This is a genomic window from Mediterraneibacter sp. 210702-DFI.5.30, from assembly GCF_020560115.1.
Taxonomy (GTDB): domain Bacteria; phylum Bacillota; class Clostridia; order Lachnospirales; family Lachnospiraceae; genus Mediterraneibacter; species Mediterraneibacter faecis.
In genome coordinates, this window is the sequence record NZ_JAJCME010000001.1 from 89,496 (window position 1) to 108,177 (window position 18,682).

Here is an 18,682-nt window from a genome sequence, read left to right on the forward strand (position 1 = left end):
GGGGGAGCAATATGAGTGATGAAATCAATATGACGATTCCTATTCCTACAGATGATGATGGTTATGTTCTTTTGCAATGCGAACAATGTGGCACATATTTTAAGGCAACTCCTTCTGATTTGGAGGATGACGGGGTGCTTCATATATTTTGTCCAAGTTGTGGCTTAATAAGCGAAAACTATGTTACTGAGGATGTACTTGAACTTGCCATGAAAATGGAGACGAATGCTGTCAATGATATGATTTATAATGAATTCAAAAAAATGGAACGGCATAGCAAAAAAGGAATCATTACATTCAAGGCTGGAAAACGTCCGAAGCATGAAAATGAAGATCCTATTCGTTCAGGAATAGAAGCAATGGAAATTTGTGATTTTCCATGTTGCAAACGTACTGCAAAAATTAAACCATTATTGAAAATGACGGGTGCATATTGCCCGTTTTGTGGGGTGAAAAATTATGAAATTGAATAGAAAAGAATTGCGAAAAATTCAATATGATTTTAATAGTTGCTCTAATCGACTACTTCAGGCAAATTATGAAGATTATGCTGATGTGCTTGGGAAATTTGTGAACTACATAGATAGTACTCCGATTATAAGTGATTATATTCATGATTGTGGCAGCTGTGATTGGAATTTAGAGAGTGAAGTTAAAGAAGTACAAGGATCCTACGGAAGATTGATTTTTTCATTGGGTGAAACTGATAGCGAAGAAATACGAAATGTGTACGCTGTTTTAAGATATTTGGTGGAAAATAACAGTTCTGTATATCGTGGTGTTGCCATGGGATATTCTTCTTCATCCAAATGGCAAGATAAAATCAAAGGTTTTAATGAACGATTTGTTATGGTGTTGATTCGCCATGTGGAAAGTTATTTAACGAAAGTAGGTATTGATATGGGAATAGATGAAAAGAATATTTATAATGTGACGGTGCAAAATGGTCAAGCTATTATTGCAAATGATAATTCATCTGTTATGGCAACTACAAATATTGGGGCAACAGCAAACGATATTGAACAGTTAATTGATGCAGTTAGGACGAAGATGGATACTCTTACATCTGATGAGGATAAAGAAGCAGCATCTGAAAGCTTGGAAGTTATAGAAGCAGAAGTTATATCTGAAAAGCCAAAGAAATCTATGATAAAGACAGCAATAGCTTCGTTACAGGCTATAAAAGGAACTGTCGAATTTGGATCGGCAGTTGCGGCATTGATTCAATTCGTTGGACCAATGCTATCGTAACAACAGTTAAAACTGTAAAAGAGAGCGAGGTGTTACAATGACCATAGAAGAAATTCTTGCAGGTGAATCCAAGAATATAGAGTTCAAAGAGACCCTGCCAGAGAAAAGCATCAAATATATGAAGTCTGTGGTTGCCTTTGCAAATGGAACCGGAGGGAAAATCATTTTCGGAATTGCCGATAAAACCAGAGAGGTTGTCGGCTTTGACAAAGAAGATGTGTTCAAGAAAATGGATGCCATTGCCAATGCCGTATCAGACAGCTGTGAACCGGCAATCATCCCGGATATTACTTTACAGACGGTTGATGGTAAGACTGTCATCGTGGTAGAGGTTTCTGAGGGCAGACAACGTCCATATTATATCAAAGCTCTTGGTAGAGATGGTGGTGTATATGTCCGTGTTGCCGGAACTACCCGCCTTGCCGATGAGTATATGGTAAAGGAGTTGTTGTTTGAGGGCAATAACCGCTACTATGATCAGGCTTTATGTACTGGGTTAAATGTTACAGAGGAAGATATTGATGCCCTTTGCAAAGCTATGAAAGAGCAGGCTGTCAGAAATGCCCGTACAGAGGAACAGAAAGCATCGATTAAAGATGTGGGAAGACAGCAGTTGCGTTCCTGGGGAATTTTAATTGAGCGTGATGGAAAAGATTATCCGTCTAATGCTTTTGCTATTTTGACTGGAAACGGAGGACTTCATGTTGCAACGCAATGTGGTGTGTTCAAAGGGACAACAAAAGCAGTTTTTGTTGACCGTAGAGAATATAGCGGTCCGCTTTGGGAACAGATAGACGAAGCATTTCAGTTTGTCTTAAGAAATATTCATCTGGGTGCTACTATTGTGGGAATTTATCGCCAGGATGTTTATGAGATTCCACCGGATGCCATTCGTGAGTTGATTATCAATGCTATGGTACATCGTAGTTATCTGGATCATGGTACGATACAGGTAGCGGTATATGACAACCGATTGGAAATTACTTCTCCAGGAAAGCTGCCAATGGGACAAACGATGGAGCGTATGAAAGAAGGCTATTCCAAAATCAGAAATGAAGCTCTTGCCCATGCGTTTGCCTATATGAACCTGATTGAGCATTGGGGAAGCGGCATTCCGAGAATTATTGATAAAGTAAAAGCTGCCGGATTGCGGGAGCCGGAGTTTATTGGTGGCGAAGTTGATTTGCGTATTAATATTTATCGAGGTCAGGTTGCTACCAATAACGCCATGATTAACGCCAATGGCACTAAAAATGGCGCTAATGGCGTTAAATGTGGCGTTGATGATGGCACTAATAGCGCTGAAGTGCCGCTTAATAAGGAACAGACGCAGATAGAAAAATTGTTGCAGATTATAGAGAAGAATCCGTCTGCAACACAGGCATATTATGCGGAAAAAATGGGTATATCGAAAAGAACGGTTTCTCGAATGTTCGCTTCTTTACAGGAAAAAGGTAGATTGGTACAGGGCGGAACAAAACGAAAAGCAAATTGGAAAATTATAAGGTAGGAGGACAGCATGGATACAGATAAAATAATACAAGATTTAAATCGCAGATTTGCTGCACCTCTGGCTGAGTTTTATCAGCGTCGTATCATTTTCTGGTACGATGAAGATAAGGAATTTGAGGATAAACTGGATGAAGTGGTTTTGGAAAATGCAAAGGTGATTGCGCTGACTGGAAATAATTCGTTTTCTGTAAAAAAACTGCTTTCAGTAGATGATTTGACCACAAATTATCTGGTTTACAGTCCGTGTGTTTATAATCGCCCGGATGATAACTGGCTTCTGGACGTGGAGCTTTACAGCGAAGAGTTTCGGGCAGATCTGATTTCTATCTGGATGGATGAGATGGGACTTATATCAAATCCGGCAATGAGGAAACAGGTTAAAAATTATCGTGCTTACTTCAATGCGAAAGACCGTCGTTTGAAAGTTAGTACACAGAATAAAGTTCCGGAAACACCGGCACAGTTACACATGGCTGTTATGGCGGCAATCTGTGGATTGAAAGATGCACAGCCTAATATGATTCTCCGTAGTGTGTTCCAGGCGGGACTTGATTTGAATAATAATACGGTTTATCAGGATTTTGTAAAATATCATGCAGACACAGCATTTTGGGCGATGGTTCGTCAGGGATGCGGATTTGTGGAGGAAGAACCAGACCTTGGGCGGTTAGCAATTCATCTGCTTTTAACTGCAACGACCCGCACCATGCGGCAGGAATATCTTGCCGGACTGGACGGCTTTATTTCCATGCCACATCAGGCATATTGCTATGATTTTATTTCTGAATGGCTTCATAGTGACAACATTCCGCAATTATATGATGTGGCACGTTATGTTGAGGATGAAGCCCGTCTGTATCAGCGCTTTGAAAAGCTGACGGTAGAGGATTTGGTAGGAACAGAATGCTTCCCGTGTATTAATGAAGTGATTCTGACAAAGCTAATGACAGAGATCAGTGACCATATCATTGATGTGGATACCATTACGAATACTGTTGAAAAACGGAGAACTTGTGTATGGTATGAGCCATTTGAAAATTTTTATGACGGTATCTTACAAGTGGCGAATATGCAAAGTTTCTTTAAGGAACATTCAGCCGGATTCCATACCGCAGAAGCGAAAAGTATCTGGAAAGAATATACTGAGAGCTACTATCAGATGGACACATATTACCGTTTGTTCCATCTTAGTTTTCAAAAGAGCTTGGAGACTTCCAATATTCTGCTGGATGATTTGTTCAAGCATGTTGTCGATAAGGTGGAAGGACTTTATACTCACTGGTTCTTAGGTGAGTTGGGCAATAACTGGTCAGATGTATGTGCGGATGAACTGGCAACTTACGGTAAAGTTCTGGAAGTACCGCAGCAGGAAGATTTTTACCGTTCTCGTATTCAGACTTCGGATACTAAAGTATTTGTAATTATCTCAGATGCCATGCGTTATGAAGTGGCAGCTACGATGGCAGATCAGCTTCAGCGAGAAACGCAAAGTAAGGTTTCTATCAGTAGTATGCAGAGTATCTTCCCTTCTACTACAAAGTTTGGTATGGCAGCTTTGTTGCCGCACAAAGAATTGACAGTAGAGGTTCGGAACGATATTTTGACGGTTTTGGCAGATGGACAGTCTACGGCAAGTACTTATAGGGACAAGGTTCTGAAAACAGAAGATTCGGCAAGCGTGGCCTTAAAGTATAATGACATCATTGCTATGAAACGAGCGGAAAGATGTGCTTTGGTAAAAGGTATGGATGTGGTTTATATTTACCACGATACCATTGATGAAGCCAGCCACACTTCGGATATTGCTGTTTTTGCTGCGTGTGACAAGGCAATTTCAGAATTGAAGAATCTTGTGCGTATCATTGTAAATGAATTTGGCGGAACGAATATTTTAATTACGGCAGATCATGGATTTCTTTATACATACAGTCCTTTGAAGGAAGAGGACAAAGTAGATAAAAGAGGATTTTTTGATGTGGATGTAACAAACACTGACATTACAAAAAAAGAAAGTATCAAGCGATGTGTGGAGTATGGCAGAAGATATGCAATTATGCAGAAGGGTGTGCAACCAGATTACTTGATGCCTGTAAAATTCTTGGGCGGAAATACGGAATTCAATGGATTTGCACCGAGAGAAAGTATTCGTATCAAAATGAATGGCGGCGGTATGAATTTTGTGCATGGTGGTATCAGTTTGCAGGAAATGGTTGTTCCGGTGATTGAGTATCATTATCTCCGCAATGATTCTATGGAATATAGGCGAAATAAGCAGAAATATGATACCAAGCCGGTAACGGTCAATTTACTGTCCGCAAACCGTAAAATCAGCAATATGATTTTTTCGTTGAACTTCTATCAAAAAGATGCGGTCAGTACAAATCGTGAAGCAGCAACCTATCAAGTTTATTTTACAGATGAGGACGGCAAACAGATTAGTGATATTCAGAAGATTATTGCAGATAAGACCAGCGATAACGGTGCAGAAAGAACTTTCCGTTGTCAGTTTAATTTGAAATCTCTGAAATACAGCAATACAGCTACTTATTATCTGGTAATTGCAGATGAACAGGGATTACAGCTGCCACAGCGGGAGCCATTCCAGATTGACATCGCCTTTGCGGTGGACGAGTTTGATTTTTTTAATTAATGCCGCAGGAGGAGAGAAAGATGGAGCAATTTGCAGAGGGTGAAAGTACCCGTGAAGAAATAAAGAACAAGCTCCGTCAGAACTTTGACGGTAAGATTGTTCGGAAAGACCTGACAAAGAAAATTAAAGAAGGGGCGAATGTCCCAGTGTATGTTCTTGAGTTCTTGTTGGGACAGTATTGCAGTTCAGATGATGAGACGGTTATAGAGAAAGGCGTACAGAATGTGAAGCGTATTCTTGCTGACAACTTTGTACGCCCGGATGAATCACAGAAAATTTTGTCTCAGCTGCGTAAAAAAGGAAGTCACACAATCATTGATATGGTGACTGTTCGACTGGATATGAAAAAGGATTGCTTTTTTGCAGAGTTTTCTAATTTGGGCGTTGGTAATGTACCGATTGCCGATGAATATCCAGAAAAATTTGATCGCCTGCTCTGTGGCGGTATCTGGTGTATTGTTCAGCTGGATTATGAGGTTGAAGGCGACAATAATTTTGGCATTGAGGACATTGAGGGAAATCCGCTTCGTTCCAAACAGAAAAAGCAGAAAGATATTTCACCAATTAGTATCCGTAAGCTGACACCGATCCAGATGCCGCACATTGATATTGATGAACTAAAGCAGGGGCGAACAGCTTTTACGAAAAATGAATGGTTGGATATTCTTCTTCGTTCTATCGGCATGGAGCCAGATGAATTTACATACCGTGAGAAATGGTTGCTCTTGACCCGTATGATTCCATTAGTTGAGAATAACTTTAATCTTTGCGAGCTTGGACCGAGAAGTACCGGTAAATCTCATCTCTACAAAGAGATTTCTCCGAATAGTATCTTAATATCCGGTGGGCAGACGACAGTTGCAAATCTGTTTTACAATATGGGACGCAAAACGGTCGGACTGGTCGGCTTATGGGATTGTGTAGCCTTTGATGAAGTGGCAGGTATCAAGTTTAAAGATAAAGATGGCATTCAGATCATGAAGGATTATATGGCATCCGGATCTTTTGCCCGTGGCAAAGAAGAAAAAGCTGCTACTGCGTCCATGGTATTTGTGGGAAATATCAATCAGAGTGTGGATGTGCTGTTGAAAACCTCCAGTCTGTTTGCACCTTTCCCGCAGGAAATGGGAACAGATACAGCATTTCTTGATCGTATGCACTGTTATCTTCCTGGATGGGAGATACCGAAGTTCAGACCGGAGCATTTTACCGATGATTACGGTTTTATCAGTGACTATTTGGCAGAATTCATCCGAGAGCTTCGTAAGGAGCAGTATGGAGATGCACTTGACCACTACTTCCGCTTGGGGAGAAATCTGAATCAGCGTGATACAATTGCGGTTCGTCGTATGATAGACGGTTATCTGAAGTTGATGTACCCAAATGGTGAGTTTACTAAAGAAGAACTGGAAGAAATTATTCAGATTGCATTGGAAATGCGTCGCCGTGTCAAGGAGCAATTGAAGAAGCTGGGTGGTATGGAGTTTTATGATGTGAACTTCTCCTATATAGATTTAGAAGATATGTCAGAACATTATGTTTCTGTACCAGAACAGGGTGGCGGTAAGCTGATACCGGATGGAATGTGTAACCCGGGGCAGATTTATACCGTATCCAGAGGAAAAAGCGGCATGATTGGTGTATTCCGTTTGGAAAGTCAGATGCTTCCGGGCAATGGCAAAATTGAACGGACTGGCTTAGGCAGCGATTCTAAATGCAAGGAAGCGGTGAACACGGCATTTAATTATCTGAAAGCCAACGGCAATCGGATCAGTGGCGCTATCAGTACTTCAACCAAAGACTATATCATCAACTATCAGGATTTACAGGGAATTGGTATGACAGACAAATTGGCACTTCCAACATTAATTGCACTTTGTTCGATTGCCCTTGGAAAGCCTGTTGTCAGCAACTTGGCAGTGTTGGGAGATATAACAATTAGTGGTACAATGATAAAGGTGGATGAACTTGCCAATACACTTCAGGTGTGTCTGGATAGCGGCGCAAAGAAGGTGCTGATTCCGAGTACCTCGTTTGTTGATTTCGCAAGTGTTCCGGCTGATCTGATGAGTGCATTTCAGCTGATTCCGTACCAGAGTGCGGAAGATGCGGTGTTTAAGGCATTGGGGGTAGAATGATTGAAGAAAGACTTAATTAAACTTATAGATTCACGAAAAGAAATAGAAAAAATGTTTCATCCGTTTGGTGGCGGTATGGGAACATCCTTTGAACGGATCAGTGATGTGCCTGAATTCCAAAATTGGCTTCAAGAGATAAAATTGGAATTACAGGGAATTTATGATCGAACTCATGACACTTTTGTGTGGGAAACTATCAATTTCTGTGGCAAGCGTCTGGATGGTTTTACGGAGAAAAAGTATTTTATTGAGCTTGTCGGAAAACTTCAGGCTATTAGAAAAAATATTGATAAATATTATCCGGACGAGGAGAAAGAGTCAGGATTGTCACATTCACAAGGAGGTGCTTCTGGTATGAAAAAGAAACCGCTTATATTTATAAGTCATTCTTCTAAGAATAAGGATCAAGTTGCAAAAATTGCGGATTTACTTCGTTCAATCAATTTAAGTCCTCGCAGAGATATTTTTTGTAGCTCCCTACCAGGATATGGAATACCAAATGGAGCCAATATTTTTGACTTTTTAAGGGAACGGTTCCTTAATTATGACTTGCATATTATTTTCGTACATTCGCCAGAATATTACGAAAGCCCAGTCAGCTTAAATGAAATGGGCGCAGCATGGGTACTAAGAGCCAATGCAACTTCACTTCTTCTTCCTGGTTTTGATTTTTCTGGAATGAAAGGTGTAATTGGAAGTGACTGCATTGCTATTAAGTTAGATGGTGATCGTTCAGAAGTAAAAGATCGCCTAAATCAGTTGAGACGGGAATTAGAATCAGAATTTGATATTTCAGATAATGAAGATATTATTTGGGAAGAAGCAAGGGACAAGTTCATCAGTGAAATAAATGGCGATGTATCAACCAAAAATGAGAATATCAGTGCTACACCTGCCTTAATTACAGAGGAAATGAAGCAACTCCTTAAAAAAGTGGCAGATGCACCGGGAGGGCAGATTCTGATAACTTCAGATTTGGAATCAGGTACATATATTCAAATTGGCAGCGAAGTAGTTGCTAAGGAGTATCCAGATAGACGTGAATATGCTGTTTGGGAAGAGGCGCTTAATGCTTGTTTGAAAGAAAAATATATTGAAAGAAAAAGCGAAGAAATTTGTGTAATTACAAATGCGGGCTATAAAGTAGTTGAGTGATGAAAAATACATATAGTAGAAGAGCATTAGATTAAAAAAAGAATAGTAGCTCCCCATTATTGGAATATTGTCCAGTTTTGGGGAGCATTGTATTTGCTATATTCGCCATTTTTTCTTAGGTTCATATTTCCCACACCCATCACAGGTCTGTGGCCAGTTGATTTTCCATTCAAAATATTCATCTCTGGTAATCTCACCGGATTTCAGTTCATCCATCCGAACCACCCATTCTTTCAAAAAATCATTCAGAACTCCATAGTTAAACCACATACAGACAGGAGCATGGACAGGCCAGCTATCATTGTCATGGTAGTAAACGGAAGTGTCAGCTACTTCATTGCATTTCTCACCAGGAAATTTCCGAGGGAGAAGCAGATGCAATGCTGATGGATTAAATTCATCCAGCCAGAAAAGCAGTTCCATCATTTCGGAAGCGTCACGTCCAGCGGTATCATAGAGGGTATAAGGATTGACATCAAGAGCCTGTGCCATTTTATCGACCAGATCTTTTTTGGGAACACGAACGCCTTTTTCATATTGTACAATTCTATGCTGATCGGTCAGTCCGATTTTCTCTGACAGTTCTTTTTGTGTCATTTTCCGGAATGTCCGGATTTTTTTTAATTTCAGATTAAAATTCATAAAGTCACCTCTGCATTAGTCCTGATAAACATCCATTGAAGATAGTAAAATCAAGAAATGAATAACTATTTGTCCATATTATAACACAAACTAGCAGAAAATCAATGAAAAAGAGTACAAAAAAGAACCTAAAACGCATGAGGTGCTATTGACATTAGCAGTAACGGGGGATATAATGGCATTAAATCAAATGGGTACAAAAATGTATACCTGCAAAACTTTTGATTATTGAACCTTGAAAATTGAATGAGCTGTATGGGTGCCTTTCGGGCTTAAAGGTAACACAGGATTCCACCGCTGTATCAGAGAGTAGTATGTGGAAACCGAAGATACTCCGGCAACGGCTGGTATGCTTGAGAAGAAGCTGCCAGTATTCAGAAAGATTTCTGATAGAGGTCAATTGTAACGTTGACACCGCCATATACAAATGGAAGCCAACACGCCGAACAGAATGGAAAATCATCGTAAGAAGTCTAAACAAAAAGTAGAGTGTACTGACAACGGGCATAACCGCTGTCTCGGAGGTGATGCAGAAGAATACGGAGGAAAGGAGGTATGTGCATCATGAGAAAAACAACAGAGTATAAGACTGAGAATCGTCTGGCGGTAGATATTGAAGGATTAATGGCAATGTTATCCTGCGGAGAAGTAACTGCAAAGAAAATTGCAGATTATGCAGAAGCAAGAGTGATTATTGGAAGACGTGTTCTTTATAACGTGGATAAGATAAAAAAATATCTTGATGCAATGGCAGTGTAATGAAAGATGAGAAGATAAAATACAACAACTTTCCTTCGGAATGAAAAGCAAAAAAGGGAAAATATTCCTGTAAAACAGGCAAATAAAAATTAGCATTTTGCAGGAATTTACCCTTGGAAATCATAAAATATTATGTTAATCTGTGAGCAGATATCAGACAGTATATGACTGATACCGACAGGACAAAAATCATTCCGAATAACGAAAAATGAAGTGAAAGGAATGATTGATATGGCAAGAAAAGATAATAAAGGCAGAAATTTAAAAACAGGTGAATACCAGCGTCCTGATGGACGTTATGAGTATCGCTACAAAGATGAAATTACCGGAAAGCGTAATTCGGTTTATGCAGCTGATTTGGCGAGTTTACGAGAAATGGAAAAGAAGATCAATAAGGATATGGATGATCTGCTTATTACAGATGCATCAGTCAAGAAGCTGACTGTGAATACGTTGTTTGAGCGATACATGGCAACAAAGAATATCAAGGAAAGAACGAAGAAGAATTATATCCGTATGTGGGATTACCGGATACGAAATACTCTTGGAAACATTCGTGTTGTGGATTTCAAGACATCACATGTAAGGACGTTCTTTTCCGCATTGTCAGATGAAGGACTGGCACACAGTACGATCAAAGGTCTTTATGGCTTATTGAATCCCAGTTTTGAACTGGCAGTGGAAGATGGGATTATCCGTAAGAATCCGGTAACAGGAACACTTGGAGATTATGGGGCTCCGGCAAAAGAGAAGGAAGCACTGACACTGGAACAGCAGGAAAAACTTCTGAAGTTTGTTGAACAGAGTAATGTGTATAAGCCTCATCTTCCAATGATGCAGGTTATGTTTGGGGCTTGCTTGAGAGTGAGTGAAACCATCGGCTTAACCTGGTCAGATGTGGATATGAAGAACCGGGAGATCCATGTAGGTGGACAGCTTGTGTATTATGAAGGTGATGACGGATATTGTTTCCATGATTCAGAAACCAAAACGGATGCGGGAATCAGAGATATTCCTATGACACAGATGGTATATGATGCGTTCCGTAAACAGAGAGAGCTGAACCTGATGCTTGGTTTGCAGAGCAATGTGGAGATCGGTGGACGCAGTGGATTCATTTTCAATACAAAGCATGGACGTCCGATCATGCCGGCGGGAGTGAACAGCTTTCTGAAAAATATTGTCAATGCCTATAATAAAAAAGAAAGCAAACTGGCAGAAGAAGAGAAGCGAGAGCCGGAGCTGATGCCTCCTATTTCATCGCATACCCTTCGTCATACGGGATGTACTAGACTGGGTGAGAATAATGTCAATCCCAAAGTTATGCAGTATGTGATGGGCCATTCAGATGCACAGATCACAATGAATGTCTATAATCATATTGCTGAGAAGTCTCACGTGGAGAATGAGATGTCTAAAATGAACCTGCCGGAAACTGTACCTGCTGTGGTATAAACCAGATGTCGTTGTCGTAAAATGTGGTAAGAAAATCAGACAAATATATTTTTCAAAAGATTTGTCGTAAAAATGTGGTCAAATCAAGAAAATCGAGTGCGAAAGCAAGTGAAAAATCCCTGTGAAGCCCATAAAATCAAGGCTTCACAAAATCTTCACAAAATAATTAGCACTCACCTCTTGACATGGCTAAAAACCGCGTGCTATATAATAAGTAGAACAAAGGAAGACAGAGAAAAAAGAAAAGAAATGAACTTCTGAATCCTCCGGATGTTCTGACAACAACTGCGAAAGCAGCTTATATAAATTGTGAGATCTTCTCACAAAAGGCAACAAAGTTAGTTAGCATTGAAAGGAGAAATGACTTATGATGATGCCTAGTATTTTTGGAGAAAACTTATTTGATGATGATTGGATGAACTTCCCATTTGAGCAGGATTTCTGGGGAAAGAAGAATCCGTTATACGGTAAACACGCTAAGAACATGATGAAGACAGATATCCGTGAGCATGACGCAGGATATGAAGTAGATATCGATCTTCCTGGATTCAAGAAAGATGAGATTAGCATTGAGCTTGAGAATGGTTATTTGACCGTATCAGCTGCTAAGGGTCTTGATAAGGATGAGGAAGACAAGAAAGGTAAATACATCCGTAAGGAGCGTTATGCCGGAGCAATGCAGAGAAGCTTCTATGTAGGTGAGAACCTTACACAGGAAGATATCAAAGCAAAATACGAGAATGGTATTCTGAGACTGTCAGTGCCGAAGAAAGAGGCAAAACCAGTTGAGACAAAGAAAACAATCGCAATTGAAGGATGATTTGAACACTGATGTGAGTCAGGTGTCAAATGTCGAAGGGGCTTATGTAAGCCCCTTCTTTTTGTATATAAATAAGATAAATATGAATCATAAATGCACAAAAAATCAGCCGTAAATATTTACGACTGATTTTTTGACTTTATAATACATTTGTAATTTATTCAGTTTCCGCTTTGATTCCCTGGTCGAAGATTTCAACAGCTTTTTTATTTGGCTCAGCAGTAAGCTTTGCTACAATAACAGCAATCAGAAGACTTGCAAAGAATCCAGGGACAATCTCGAAGATACCTGTGGCATCTGTCATTCCTGTGAGCAGCCATCCGAGATCTACAACGAATCCGGAGATTACACCTGCTACAGCGCCCTGGTAGTTAAAGCGTTTCCAGAACAGAGACAGCAGGATTGTAGGTCCAAAGGAAGCACCGAAAGCGCCCCATGCATTTTCAACCATATCCATGATAGCCTGAGCACCACTTCCCTTGGAGTTTGCGATACCAAAAGCAATCAGGGAGAGGATCAGTACGAGGATACGTCCAACCATCAGCGTCTCTTTTTCAGAAGCATTTTTTCTGAAGAAAGGCTTGTACAGATCTGCTGTGAAGGAGCTGGATGCTACCAACAGCTGAGAGTCTGCAGTGGAGATCGAAGCGGCGATGATCGCTGCAAGCAGAAGTCCACAGATGCCTGCCGGGAAGAATCTTCGCGCCATAGCAATGAATACAAGTTTCTGATTTCCCTGAGTGAGCAGTTCAGCGCCCATAACCATTCTGCCTAAGTAAGCAATCAGGACAGCAGAGAACAGTGAGATGATTACCCATACAATTGCTACGATAGAAGATTTCTTGATCATGGATGGTTTCTCGATAGACATAAAACGCACCAGAATATGTGGCATACCGAAGTATCCTAACCCCCAGCCAAGTCCGCTGACGATATCCTGCCAGCTGGCATCAAAGATACCGCCTCCGAAAGCACACTGTGTTACAGCGCCTGTAGCAGCATCAGTATACGTATATACTGTAGTAAGAGCAGTAGGATCCAACAGATCACTGTGACCGATGCAGACTACGAGAGGTACAAGCATCAGTGCAAGCATCATCAGTAATCCTTGGAAAAAGTCTGTCCAGCAAACTGCCGCAAAGCCACCAAAGAATGTGTAGGCAACAATGATCAGCAAGAATGCGAACATAGCAATCTTAGGAGAAACTGTCGGGAACAGTGTTGTGAATACAGAAGTACCGGCTACCAGTGCAGATGCTACATAAATTGTATAAGCAAACAGGAAGATCAGTGCACATGTCAACTGCAGTGATCTGGAGTCTGTTGCAAAACGATTTGTCAGATACTGTGGTAATGTGATTGCATCATCTGCAGCTTTAGAGAATGTACGCAGACGTTTTGCGCACAGAATCCAGTTAGCAGCTGTTCCTAATGCAAGACCGATACCGATCCACATCTGTCCGAAACCGAAAGCTAAGATCGATCCCGGAAGTCCCATCAGCAGCCACGCAGACATATCGGACGCTTGTGCGGACAGTGCTGTTACCCATGGTCCCATAGATCTTCCACCAAGGAAGAAGTCCTCAGAGTTCTTATTGGTACCGTTAAAGTAAAATACTAATGCTACGCCAAGCAAAATGACGAAATACGCAATAAAAGTAATGATTTCCCAATTCATAATTTTTTATCCTTTCCTTATATTGATATGATGATATCGGGCAGGATCGTCAAAGTGCGTAGCACAGATACAATCCGTAGGTATCATAATTGAAGGCATTTTTAACCCACAATAACATTTAATTTACCGCAATTAGGCGGATATTGTCAATAGTTTGGGGGAAACTACTATTGTTTCAGGTGTTTCTTATAGTTCTGCGGTTAGTAGAAACGGACAGAGATTTTTTCATAAATTATGAAATATTGATGGAATCTCACCTTGTATTGTGAGATAATAGAAAAGTAAGAGTTCTATTGCTGCTCGTAGGTAACTGCGAACAGTAATAGATCCGTATCTGTTCAGTATCTTCACAGATACCAGTATTCTAAAAAGTAGAAAACGAGGTAGAACAACATGAAACTGATCAAGGAGAAGAAGATTTATACTGGGAACGGTGTAATCGAAAATGGCTATATCCGCTTTGATGAGAAGATTGAAGAAGTCGGTGATATGGCGGGGTTCGAGCCGAAAGAAGGGGATCTTGAGGTAAGTTGTGCAGGAACAAGGGTTGTTCCTGGATTTATTGACATTCATAGTCATGGTGGTTATGGGAAAGATAACATGGATGCTACACCGGATGAGATTGATGAGATGGTTAAGCAGATGACAAAGCAGGAGGGAATCACAACTTATTTCTGTACAACTATGACTCAGACCTATGAGAACATCGAGAAAGCAATGCAGAATATTCATGATGCGGCACAGAAGAACCCGGTGATCAAAGGAATCCACGTAGAGGGACCATTTATCTCAACTGTGTTTAAGGGAGCACAAGATCCTTCTTATATTAAGAAACCGGATGAAAAAACACTGGCAAAATGGAACGAGATCAGCGGCGGTCTCCTGCGTATTGTTACTTATGCGCCGGAAGAGGCTGATCCGTCATTTGAGACATGGTGCAAGGAAAATGGAGTTGTCTTAAGCGCAGGACATTCGAATGCATTATACGGGGAATTGAATGCAAGCGGAGCAACACATGTGACTCATCTTTACAATGCACAGAGAGGACTAAATCACAGAGAGCCTGGTGTGACAGGATATGGTATGTTGGCAGAAGGGGTACATGCAGAGCTAATCTGTGACGGAAAGCATATCGTACCGGATATGGTGAAACTCGCATGCAAAGTAAGAGGGTATGATGGAATCGAGCTGATCACAGATTCCATGCGTGCGAAAGGAATGCCGGAAGGAAAGAGCGAACTGGGCGGACAGGTCGTAATCGTAAAAGATGGTATGGCAAAACTGGAAGACGGAACGATCGCAGGAAGTATCCTTACATACATTCAGGCATTTAAGAATGTTATGGAATTTACAGGTGCTACAGTTGAAGATGCAGTAAAGATGACCTCTGGAAATCAGGCGAAAGAGTTCGGACTTGATTCTAAGGGGGCTATTGCAGCAGGAAAAGATGCAGACATGGTCGTATTAAATGAGGACTTTGATTTAGTACAGACAATCAGCTATGGTAAACTCGCATAAGGAACTAGGAAGTTATAAAATATATCTACAGAAGCAGGAAGCAAATAGATTTGATCTATGAAAATATGGGGTGGCTTCCAAAGCACTCGATATAAATATAATGAAATGAGAGGGTATTAAACATGGAAGTAATTGTAAAGAAGAATTATGAAGAGATGAGCAAGGCAGCAGCAACACTGTTTGCAGCAGAGATTATGGAGAATCCGAAAACAATCCTTGGTATGGCAACAGGATCTACACCGGTTGGTCTGTACAAAGAGCTTGTTAAAATGTATGAGGCTGGAGATCTTGATTTCTCTCAGGTTACTACATTCAACCTTGACGAGTATATTGGACTGGCACCGGAGCATGATCAGAGCTATCATTATTTCATGAATGACAATCTTTTCAATCATGTAAATATCAACAAAGAGAATGTACATGTACCGGATGGGGTTGGATTTGAAGCTGGAGAGGCAGGAAAAGCTTACGAAGAACTGATGGCAAAGACAGGACAGGTAGAAATCCAGCTGCTTGGACTTGGATGCAATGGACATATCGGATTCAACGAGCCGGCAGATGAGTTTACAAAAGTAACAGGTGAGATCGACCTGACAGACAGCACAATTGAAGCGAATAAGCGTTTCTTTGAGAAGAAAGAAGATGTGCCGAGAAAAGCTGTTTCTATGGGAATCGGAACAATTATGCGTGCAAAGAAGATCGTACTTCTTGTAAACGGAGAGAATAAAGCAGAGATCCTGAAAGAAGTAGTAAACGGACCGGTTACACCAAAGGTACCTGGAAGTATCTTACAGTTCCATCCACATGTAACAGTGATCTGTGATGAAGAGGCAGCAAAGTACCTGTAAAATGCCTGCAAGAGGTTATCAACTGACATACGGTTAAAGCTTATAGTAGCTTGTGTCTAGAGAGACTTCTTAGTAAACGATAAGAACCATGAAGAAGCTGCCAACGGCAGCTTCTTCTAATATATAAAATTCTTGTAACTATTCAGAGCCAACCTCCAAAATGCTATGCATTTCGGAGGTGTGGCGTATCCGCCAAATAAAATTTCAAAAACAGTCTAAAAAATGCAAGCATTTTACACCTTTTTTTGAAATTTTGCTTGGCTCTGAACAGTTACAAATTCTTAATTATTAAAGGAAAATAGAACATATGAAAACAATAATATTAGAAGCATGCACAGATTGTGTACAATCAGCGATCAATGCGCAGAAAGGTGGCGCAGACCGAATCGAATTATGCAGCAATCTTGTGATCGGAGGACTTACTCCGGGAAAGGCATTATTTGACCTTGTCAAGAAATATACAGACATCAAGACGAGAGTTCTTCTTCGTCCGAGATATGGAGATTATTGCTATAACCAATATGAATTTGAACAGCTAAAAGAGGAAGTTCAGATGTACTGTGAGATGGGAGCTGATGGAGTTGTCATCGGAATGCTCAATCCGGATGGTACATTGGATACAGAGCGAATGGCAGAACTTATCAAGGCAGCAGGAAATAAAGAGAAAGCGCTTCACCGTGCATTTGATGTTTGTATAGATCCAATGAAAGCACTCGAAGAAGCCATTGAACTTGGATTTGATACGATTCTGACAAGTGGACAGAAAGAAACTGCGTGGGAAGGAAAAGAGATGCTGAAAGCACTTCAGGAGAAAAGCGCAGGAAGGATTGAGATCCTTGCGGCAAGTGGGATTGGTGCAAAATCAATAGAAAAGCTTCTTCCATATACTGGAATTACTTCTTATCATATGTCTGGAAAAATCGTAGTGGACAGTGCGATGGAATATAGAAAAGAAGGAATAGGACTTGGATTGTCAGAGCGTGGAGATTATGCGCTCTGGCAGACTTCGGAAGAAGAAATCGTGAAAGCAGTAAAGGTTTTAAAAACAACAGGTTAACTTCAACAGACGTGTCTTGCACAGCTTCACAAAAACAGTTATACTCATAGGCAAAGGCAAAAAATATATTTATAAGACAAGAAAATTTTAACAGGAGAAAGCGGATTATGATAAAAGTAATAGCAAGTGATATGGATGGAACACTTCTTGGAGACAATCATAAAGTAGCACCGGAGACAGTAGAAGCAATCCGTGAAGCACAGGCGGCGGGAATCCGCTTTATGATAGCAACCGGAAGAAGTTATAATGGAGCAATGGAAGAATTAAAAGGTCTGGATCTTGGCTGTGATTTCATTGTGGGCTCAGGCGCAGAGATACGCAACCCAAAGGGTGAAATTCTAAAAAGCATAGGATTTACATATGAGGTTTGCAATGAGGTGGCAAAGGTATTGGAAGAATATCCAATCTCGGTATTGTATTGCGCCGGACCTTATGAGTATCGTGTGGGAACACCGGAGGAAGTAGAGGAGAGTATTGTTCGTCAGATTCAGCTGTTCCATTTATCTGAGTGCAGAGACCAAATAGAGCAGTCAGAACTTTATAAGCGAGTGAAGGCAAGTTCAAGACGAATCGATTCTGTGGACGAATTAGAGAAACAGGGAATTATGATCCATAAGATTTTCCTTTTTACAGGCGATCTGGAGATGCTTGATAAGATCAAGCGCAGACTGATGCAGAATCCGGAACTCGCAGTTGCGTCTTCCTTCTATAATAATCTGGAAATCACGGTAAAAGGAGCGGAGAAAGGACCTGCGATTCAGGAATATATTGAATCTTTAGGTTATACAAAAGAGGAAGTGATGGTGTTTGGAGACAGCCTGAACGATTACTCTATGTTGTCTATGGATTTTGGCGCAACTGTCGCGATGGAAAATGCAGATGAGGAAGTGAAGCGGGTTTCAAAATATGTTACAAAGTCAAATGAAGACTTAGGGGTGGCATATACCATTCATGAACTGTTGAAAAAGCAGGGGAAAATCAATTCAAATTGGTAACTGTTCAGAGCCAACCTCCAAAATGCTACGCATTTCGTCGGTGTGGCGTATCCGCCAAATAAAATTTCAAAAAACAGTCTTAAAAATGCAAGCATTTTACACCTGTTTTTTGAAATTTTGCTTGGCTCTGAACAGTTACTCAAATTGTGAATAACTTTTCAAAAAATGAAAATGCATGTTGATAACACAAAATAAAAGCGAGGC

The 18,682-nt window shown here is 40.6% G+C and carries 15 protein-coding genes; 13 read left to right on the top strand and 2 right to left on the bottom strand.

Annotated elements, in window-relative coordinates; genetic code table 11:
* Positions 1-11 precede the first annotated feature (11 nt).
* From LI126_RS00420 to LI126_RS00445, 6 genes are read left to right on the top strand one after another with little or no spacing between them, the layout of a single operon-like run.
* Positions 12-473, top strand: coding sequence for a TFIIB-type zinc ribbon-containing protein (locus LI126_RS00420; protein ID WP_118447465.1), 462 nt, complete (start codon positions 12-14; stop codon positions 471-473).
* On the top strand, positions 460-1,251 hold the full coding sequence (locus tag LI126_RS00425; RefSeq protein ID WP_118447464.1) for a hypothetical protein: 792 nt from the start codon (positions 460-462) through the stop codon (positions 1,249-1,251). The genes LI126_RS00420 and LI126_RS00425 overlap by 14 nt, the downstream gene beginning before the upstream one ends.
* A 37-nt stretch (positions 1,252-1,288) precedes the next feature.
* Entirely contained in the window at positions 1,289-2,761 is a 1,473-nt protein-coding gene (locus tag LI126_RS00430) for an RNA-binding domain-containing protein (protein ID WP_118447463.1), read from the top strand.
* Between the two features lie 9 nt (positions 2,762-2,770).
* A complete protein-coding gene (gene pglZ / locus LI126_RS00435) occupies positions 2,771-5,413 on the top strand; it encodes a BREX-1 system phosphatase PglZ type A (protein WP_118447462.1) in 2,643 nt (880 codons plus the stop codon).
* A 20-nt stretch (positions 5,414-5,433) separates the two neighbouring features.
* Positions 5,434-7,551: a protease Lon-related BREX system protein BrxL gene (gene brxL / locus LI126_RS00440; RefSeq protein ID WP_118447461.1), complete on the top strand. Its 2,118-nt coding sequence runs from the start codon at positions 5,434-5,436 to the stop codon at positions 7,549-7,551.
* A complete protein-coding gene (locus LI126_RS00445) occupies positions 7,552-8,706 on the top strand; it encodes a toll/interleukin-1 receptor domain-containing protein (protein ID WP_227164610.1) in 1,155 nt (384 codons plus the stop codon).
* Between the two features lie 96 nt (positions 8,707-8,802).
* Here the strand turns inward: LI126_RS00445 and LI126_RS00450 are convergent, their stop codons facing one another.
* Positions 8,803-9,348 (bottom strand): helix-turn-helix domain-containing protein, encoded by a 546-nt coding sequence (locus tag LI126_RS00450; protein WP_118447460.1) that lies wholly within the window; start codon positions 9,346-9,348, stop codon positions 8,803-8,805.
* A 564-nt stretch (positions 9,349-9,912) separates the two neighbouring features.
* Here LI126_RS00450 and LI126_RS00455 point away from each other — a divergent pair.
* The 3 genes from LI126_RS00455 to LI126_RS00465 all read left to right on the top strand — a co-directional run bounded on the left by LI126_RS00455 (position 9,913) and on the right by LI126_RS00465 (position 12,382).
* The gene (locus LI126_RS00455) at positions 9,913-10,107 is read left to right on the top strand and encodes a hypothetical protein (RefSeq protein ID WP_118044984.1); all 195 of its coding nucleotides are present in this window, start codon (positions 9,913-9,915) and stop codon (positions 10,105-10,107) included.
* Positions 10,108-10,338: 231 nt separating this feature from the next.
* The gene (locus LI126_RS00460; protein WP_118699097.1) at positions 10,339-11,562 is read left to right on the top strand and encodes a tyrosine-type recombinase/integrase; all 1,224 of its coding nucleotides are present in this window, start codon (positions 10,339-10,341) and stop codon (positions 11,560-11,562) included.
* Positions 11,563-11,929: 367 nt separating this feature from the next.
* The gene (locus tag LI126_RS00465) at positions 11,930-12,382 is read left to right on the top strand and encodes an Hsp20/alpha crystallin family protein (protein WP_055173490.1); all 453 of its coding nucleotides are present in this window, start codon (positions 11,930-11,932) and stop codon (positions 12,380-12,382) included.
* Positions 12,383-12,539: 157 nt separating this feature from the next.
* On the opposite strand, the gene LI126_RS00470 is transcribed toward LI126_RS00465, so the two are convergent.
* Positions 12,540-14,060, bottom strand: a complete 1,521-nt coding sequence (locus LI126_RS00470; protein WP_055173488.1) for a sodium/proline symporter — start codon at positions 14,058-14,060, stop codon at positions 12,540-12,542.
* A gap of 393 nt (positions 14,061-14,453) precedes the next feature.
* On the opposite strand from LI126_RS00470, the gene nagA reads away from it, so the two are divergent.
* The 4 genes from nagA (at position 14,454) to LI126_RS00490 (ending at position 18,478) form a co-directional block, all read left to right on the top strand.
* Complete coding sequence (nagA, locus tag LI126_RS00475) at positions 14,454-15,578, top strand: N-acetylglucosamine-6-phosphate deacetylase (protein ID WP_227164611.1); 1,125 nt, start codon at positions 14,454-14,456, stop codon at positions 15,576-15,578.
* Between the two features lie 122 nt (positions 15,579-15,700).
* The gene (gene nagB, locus LI126_RS00480) at positions 15,701-16,426 is read left to right on the top strand and encodes a glucosamine-6-phosphate deaminase (RefSeq protein WP_020437018.1); all 726 of its coding nucleotides are present in this window, start codon (positions 15,701-15,703) and stop codon (positions 16,424-16,426) included.
* 307 nt (positions 16,427-16,733) lie between these two features.
* Positions 16,734-17,483, top strand: coding sequence for a copper homeostasis protein CutC (locus LI126_RS00485; RefSeq protein ID WP_227164612.1), 750 nt, complete (start codon positions 16,734-16,736; stop codon positions 17,481-17,483).
* A gap of 107 nt (positions 17,484-17,590) precedes the next feature.
* The gene (locus LI126_RS00490) at positions 17,591-18,478 is read left to right on the top strand and encodes a Cof-type HAD-IIB family hydrolase (RefSeq protein ID WP_020437016.1); all 888 of its coding nucleotides are present in this window, start codon (positions 17,591-17,593) and stop codon (positions 18,476-18,478) included.
* Positions 18,479-18,682 lie beyond the last annotated feature (204 nt).

Excerpts from the sequence above, each read along its gene's own strand:
- LI126_RS00420 (WP_118447465.1), top strand. The coding sequence starts at position 12 with ATGAGTGATGAAATCAATATGACGATTCCTATTCCTACAGATGATGAT.
- LI126_RS00425 (WP_118447464.1), top strand. The coding sequence starts at position 460 with ATGAAATTGAATAGAAAAGAATTGCGAAAAATTCAATATGATTTTAAT.
- LI126_RS00430 (WP_118447463.1), top strand. The coding sequence starts at position 1,289 with ATGACCATAGAAGAAATTCTTGCAGGTGAATCCAAGAATATAGAGTTC.
- pglZ (WP_118447462.1), top strand. The coding sequence starts at position 2,771 with ATGGATACAGATAAAATAATACAAGATTTAAATCGCAGATTTGCTGCA.
- brxL (WP_118447461.1), top strand. The coding sequence starts at position 5,434 with ATGGAGCAATTTGCAGAGGGTGAAAGTACCCGTGAAGAAATAAAGAAC.
- LI126_RS00450 (WP_118447460.1), bottom strand. The coding sequence starts at position 9,348 with ATGAATTTTAATCTGAAATTAAAAAAAATCCGGACATTCCGGAAAATG.
- LI126_RS00455 (WP_118044984.1), top strand. The coding sequence starts at position 9,913 with ATGAGAAAAACAACAGAGTATAAGACTGAGAATCGTCTGGCGGTAGAT.
- LI126_RS00460 (WP_118699097.1), top strand. The coding sequence starts at position 10,339 with ATGGCAAGAAAAGATAATAAAGGCAGAAATTTAAAAACAGGTGAATAC.
- LI126_RS00465 (WP_055173490.1), top strand. The coding sequence starts at position 11,930 with ATGATGATGCCTAGTATTTTTGGAGAAAACTTATTTGATGATGATTGG.
- LI126_RS00470 (WP_055173488.1), bottom strand. The coding sequence starts at position 14,060 with ATGAATTGGGAAATCATTACTTTTATTGCGTATTTCGTCATTTTGCTT.
- nagA (WP_227164611.1), top strand. The coding sequence starts at position 14,454 with ATGAAACTGATCAAGGAGAAGAAGATTTATACTGGGAACGGTGTAATC.
- nagB (WP_020437018.1), top strand. The coding sequence starts at position 15,701 with ATGGAAGTAATTGTAAAGAAGAATTATGAAGAGATGAGCAAGGCAGCA.
- LI126_RS00485 (WP_227164612.1), top strand. The coding sequence starts at position 16,734 with ATGAAAACAATAATATTAGAAGCATGCACAGATTGTGTACAATCAGCG.
- LI126_RS00490 (WP_020437016.1), top strand. The coding sequence starts at position 17,591 with ATGATAAAAGTAATAGCAAGTGATATGGATGGAACACTTCTTGGAGAC.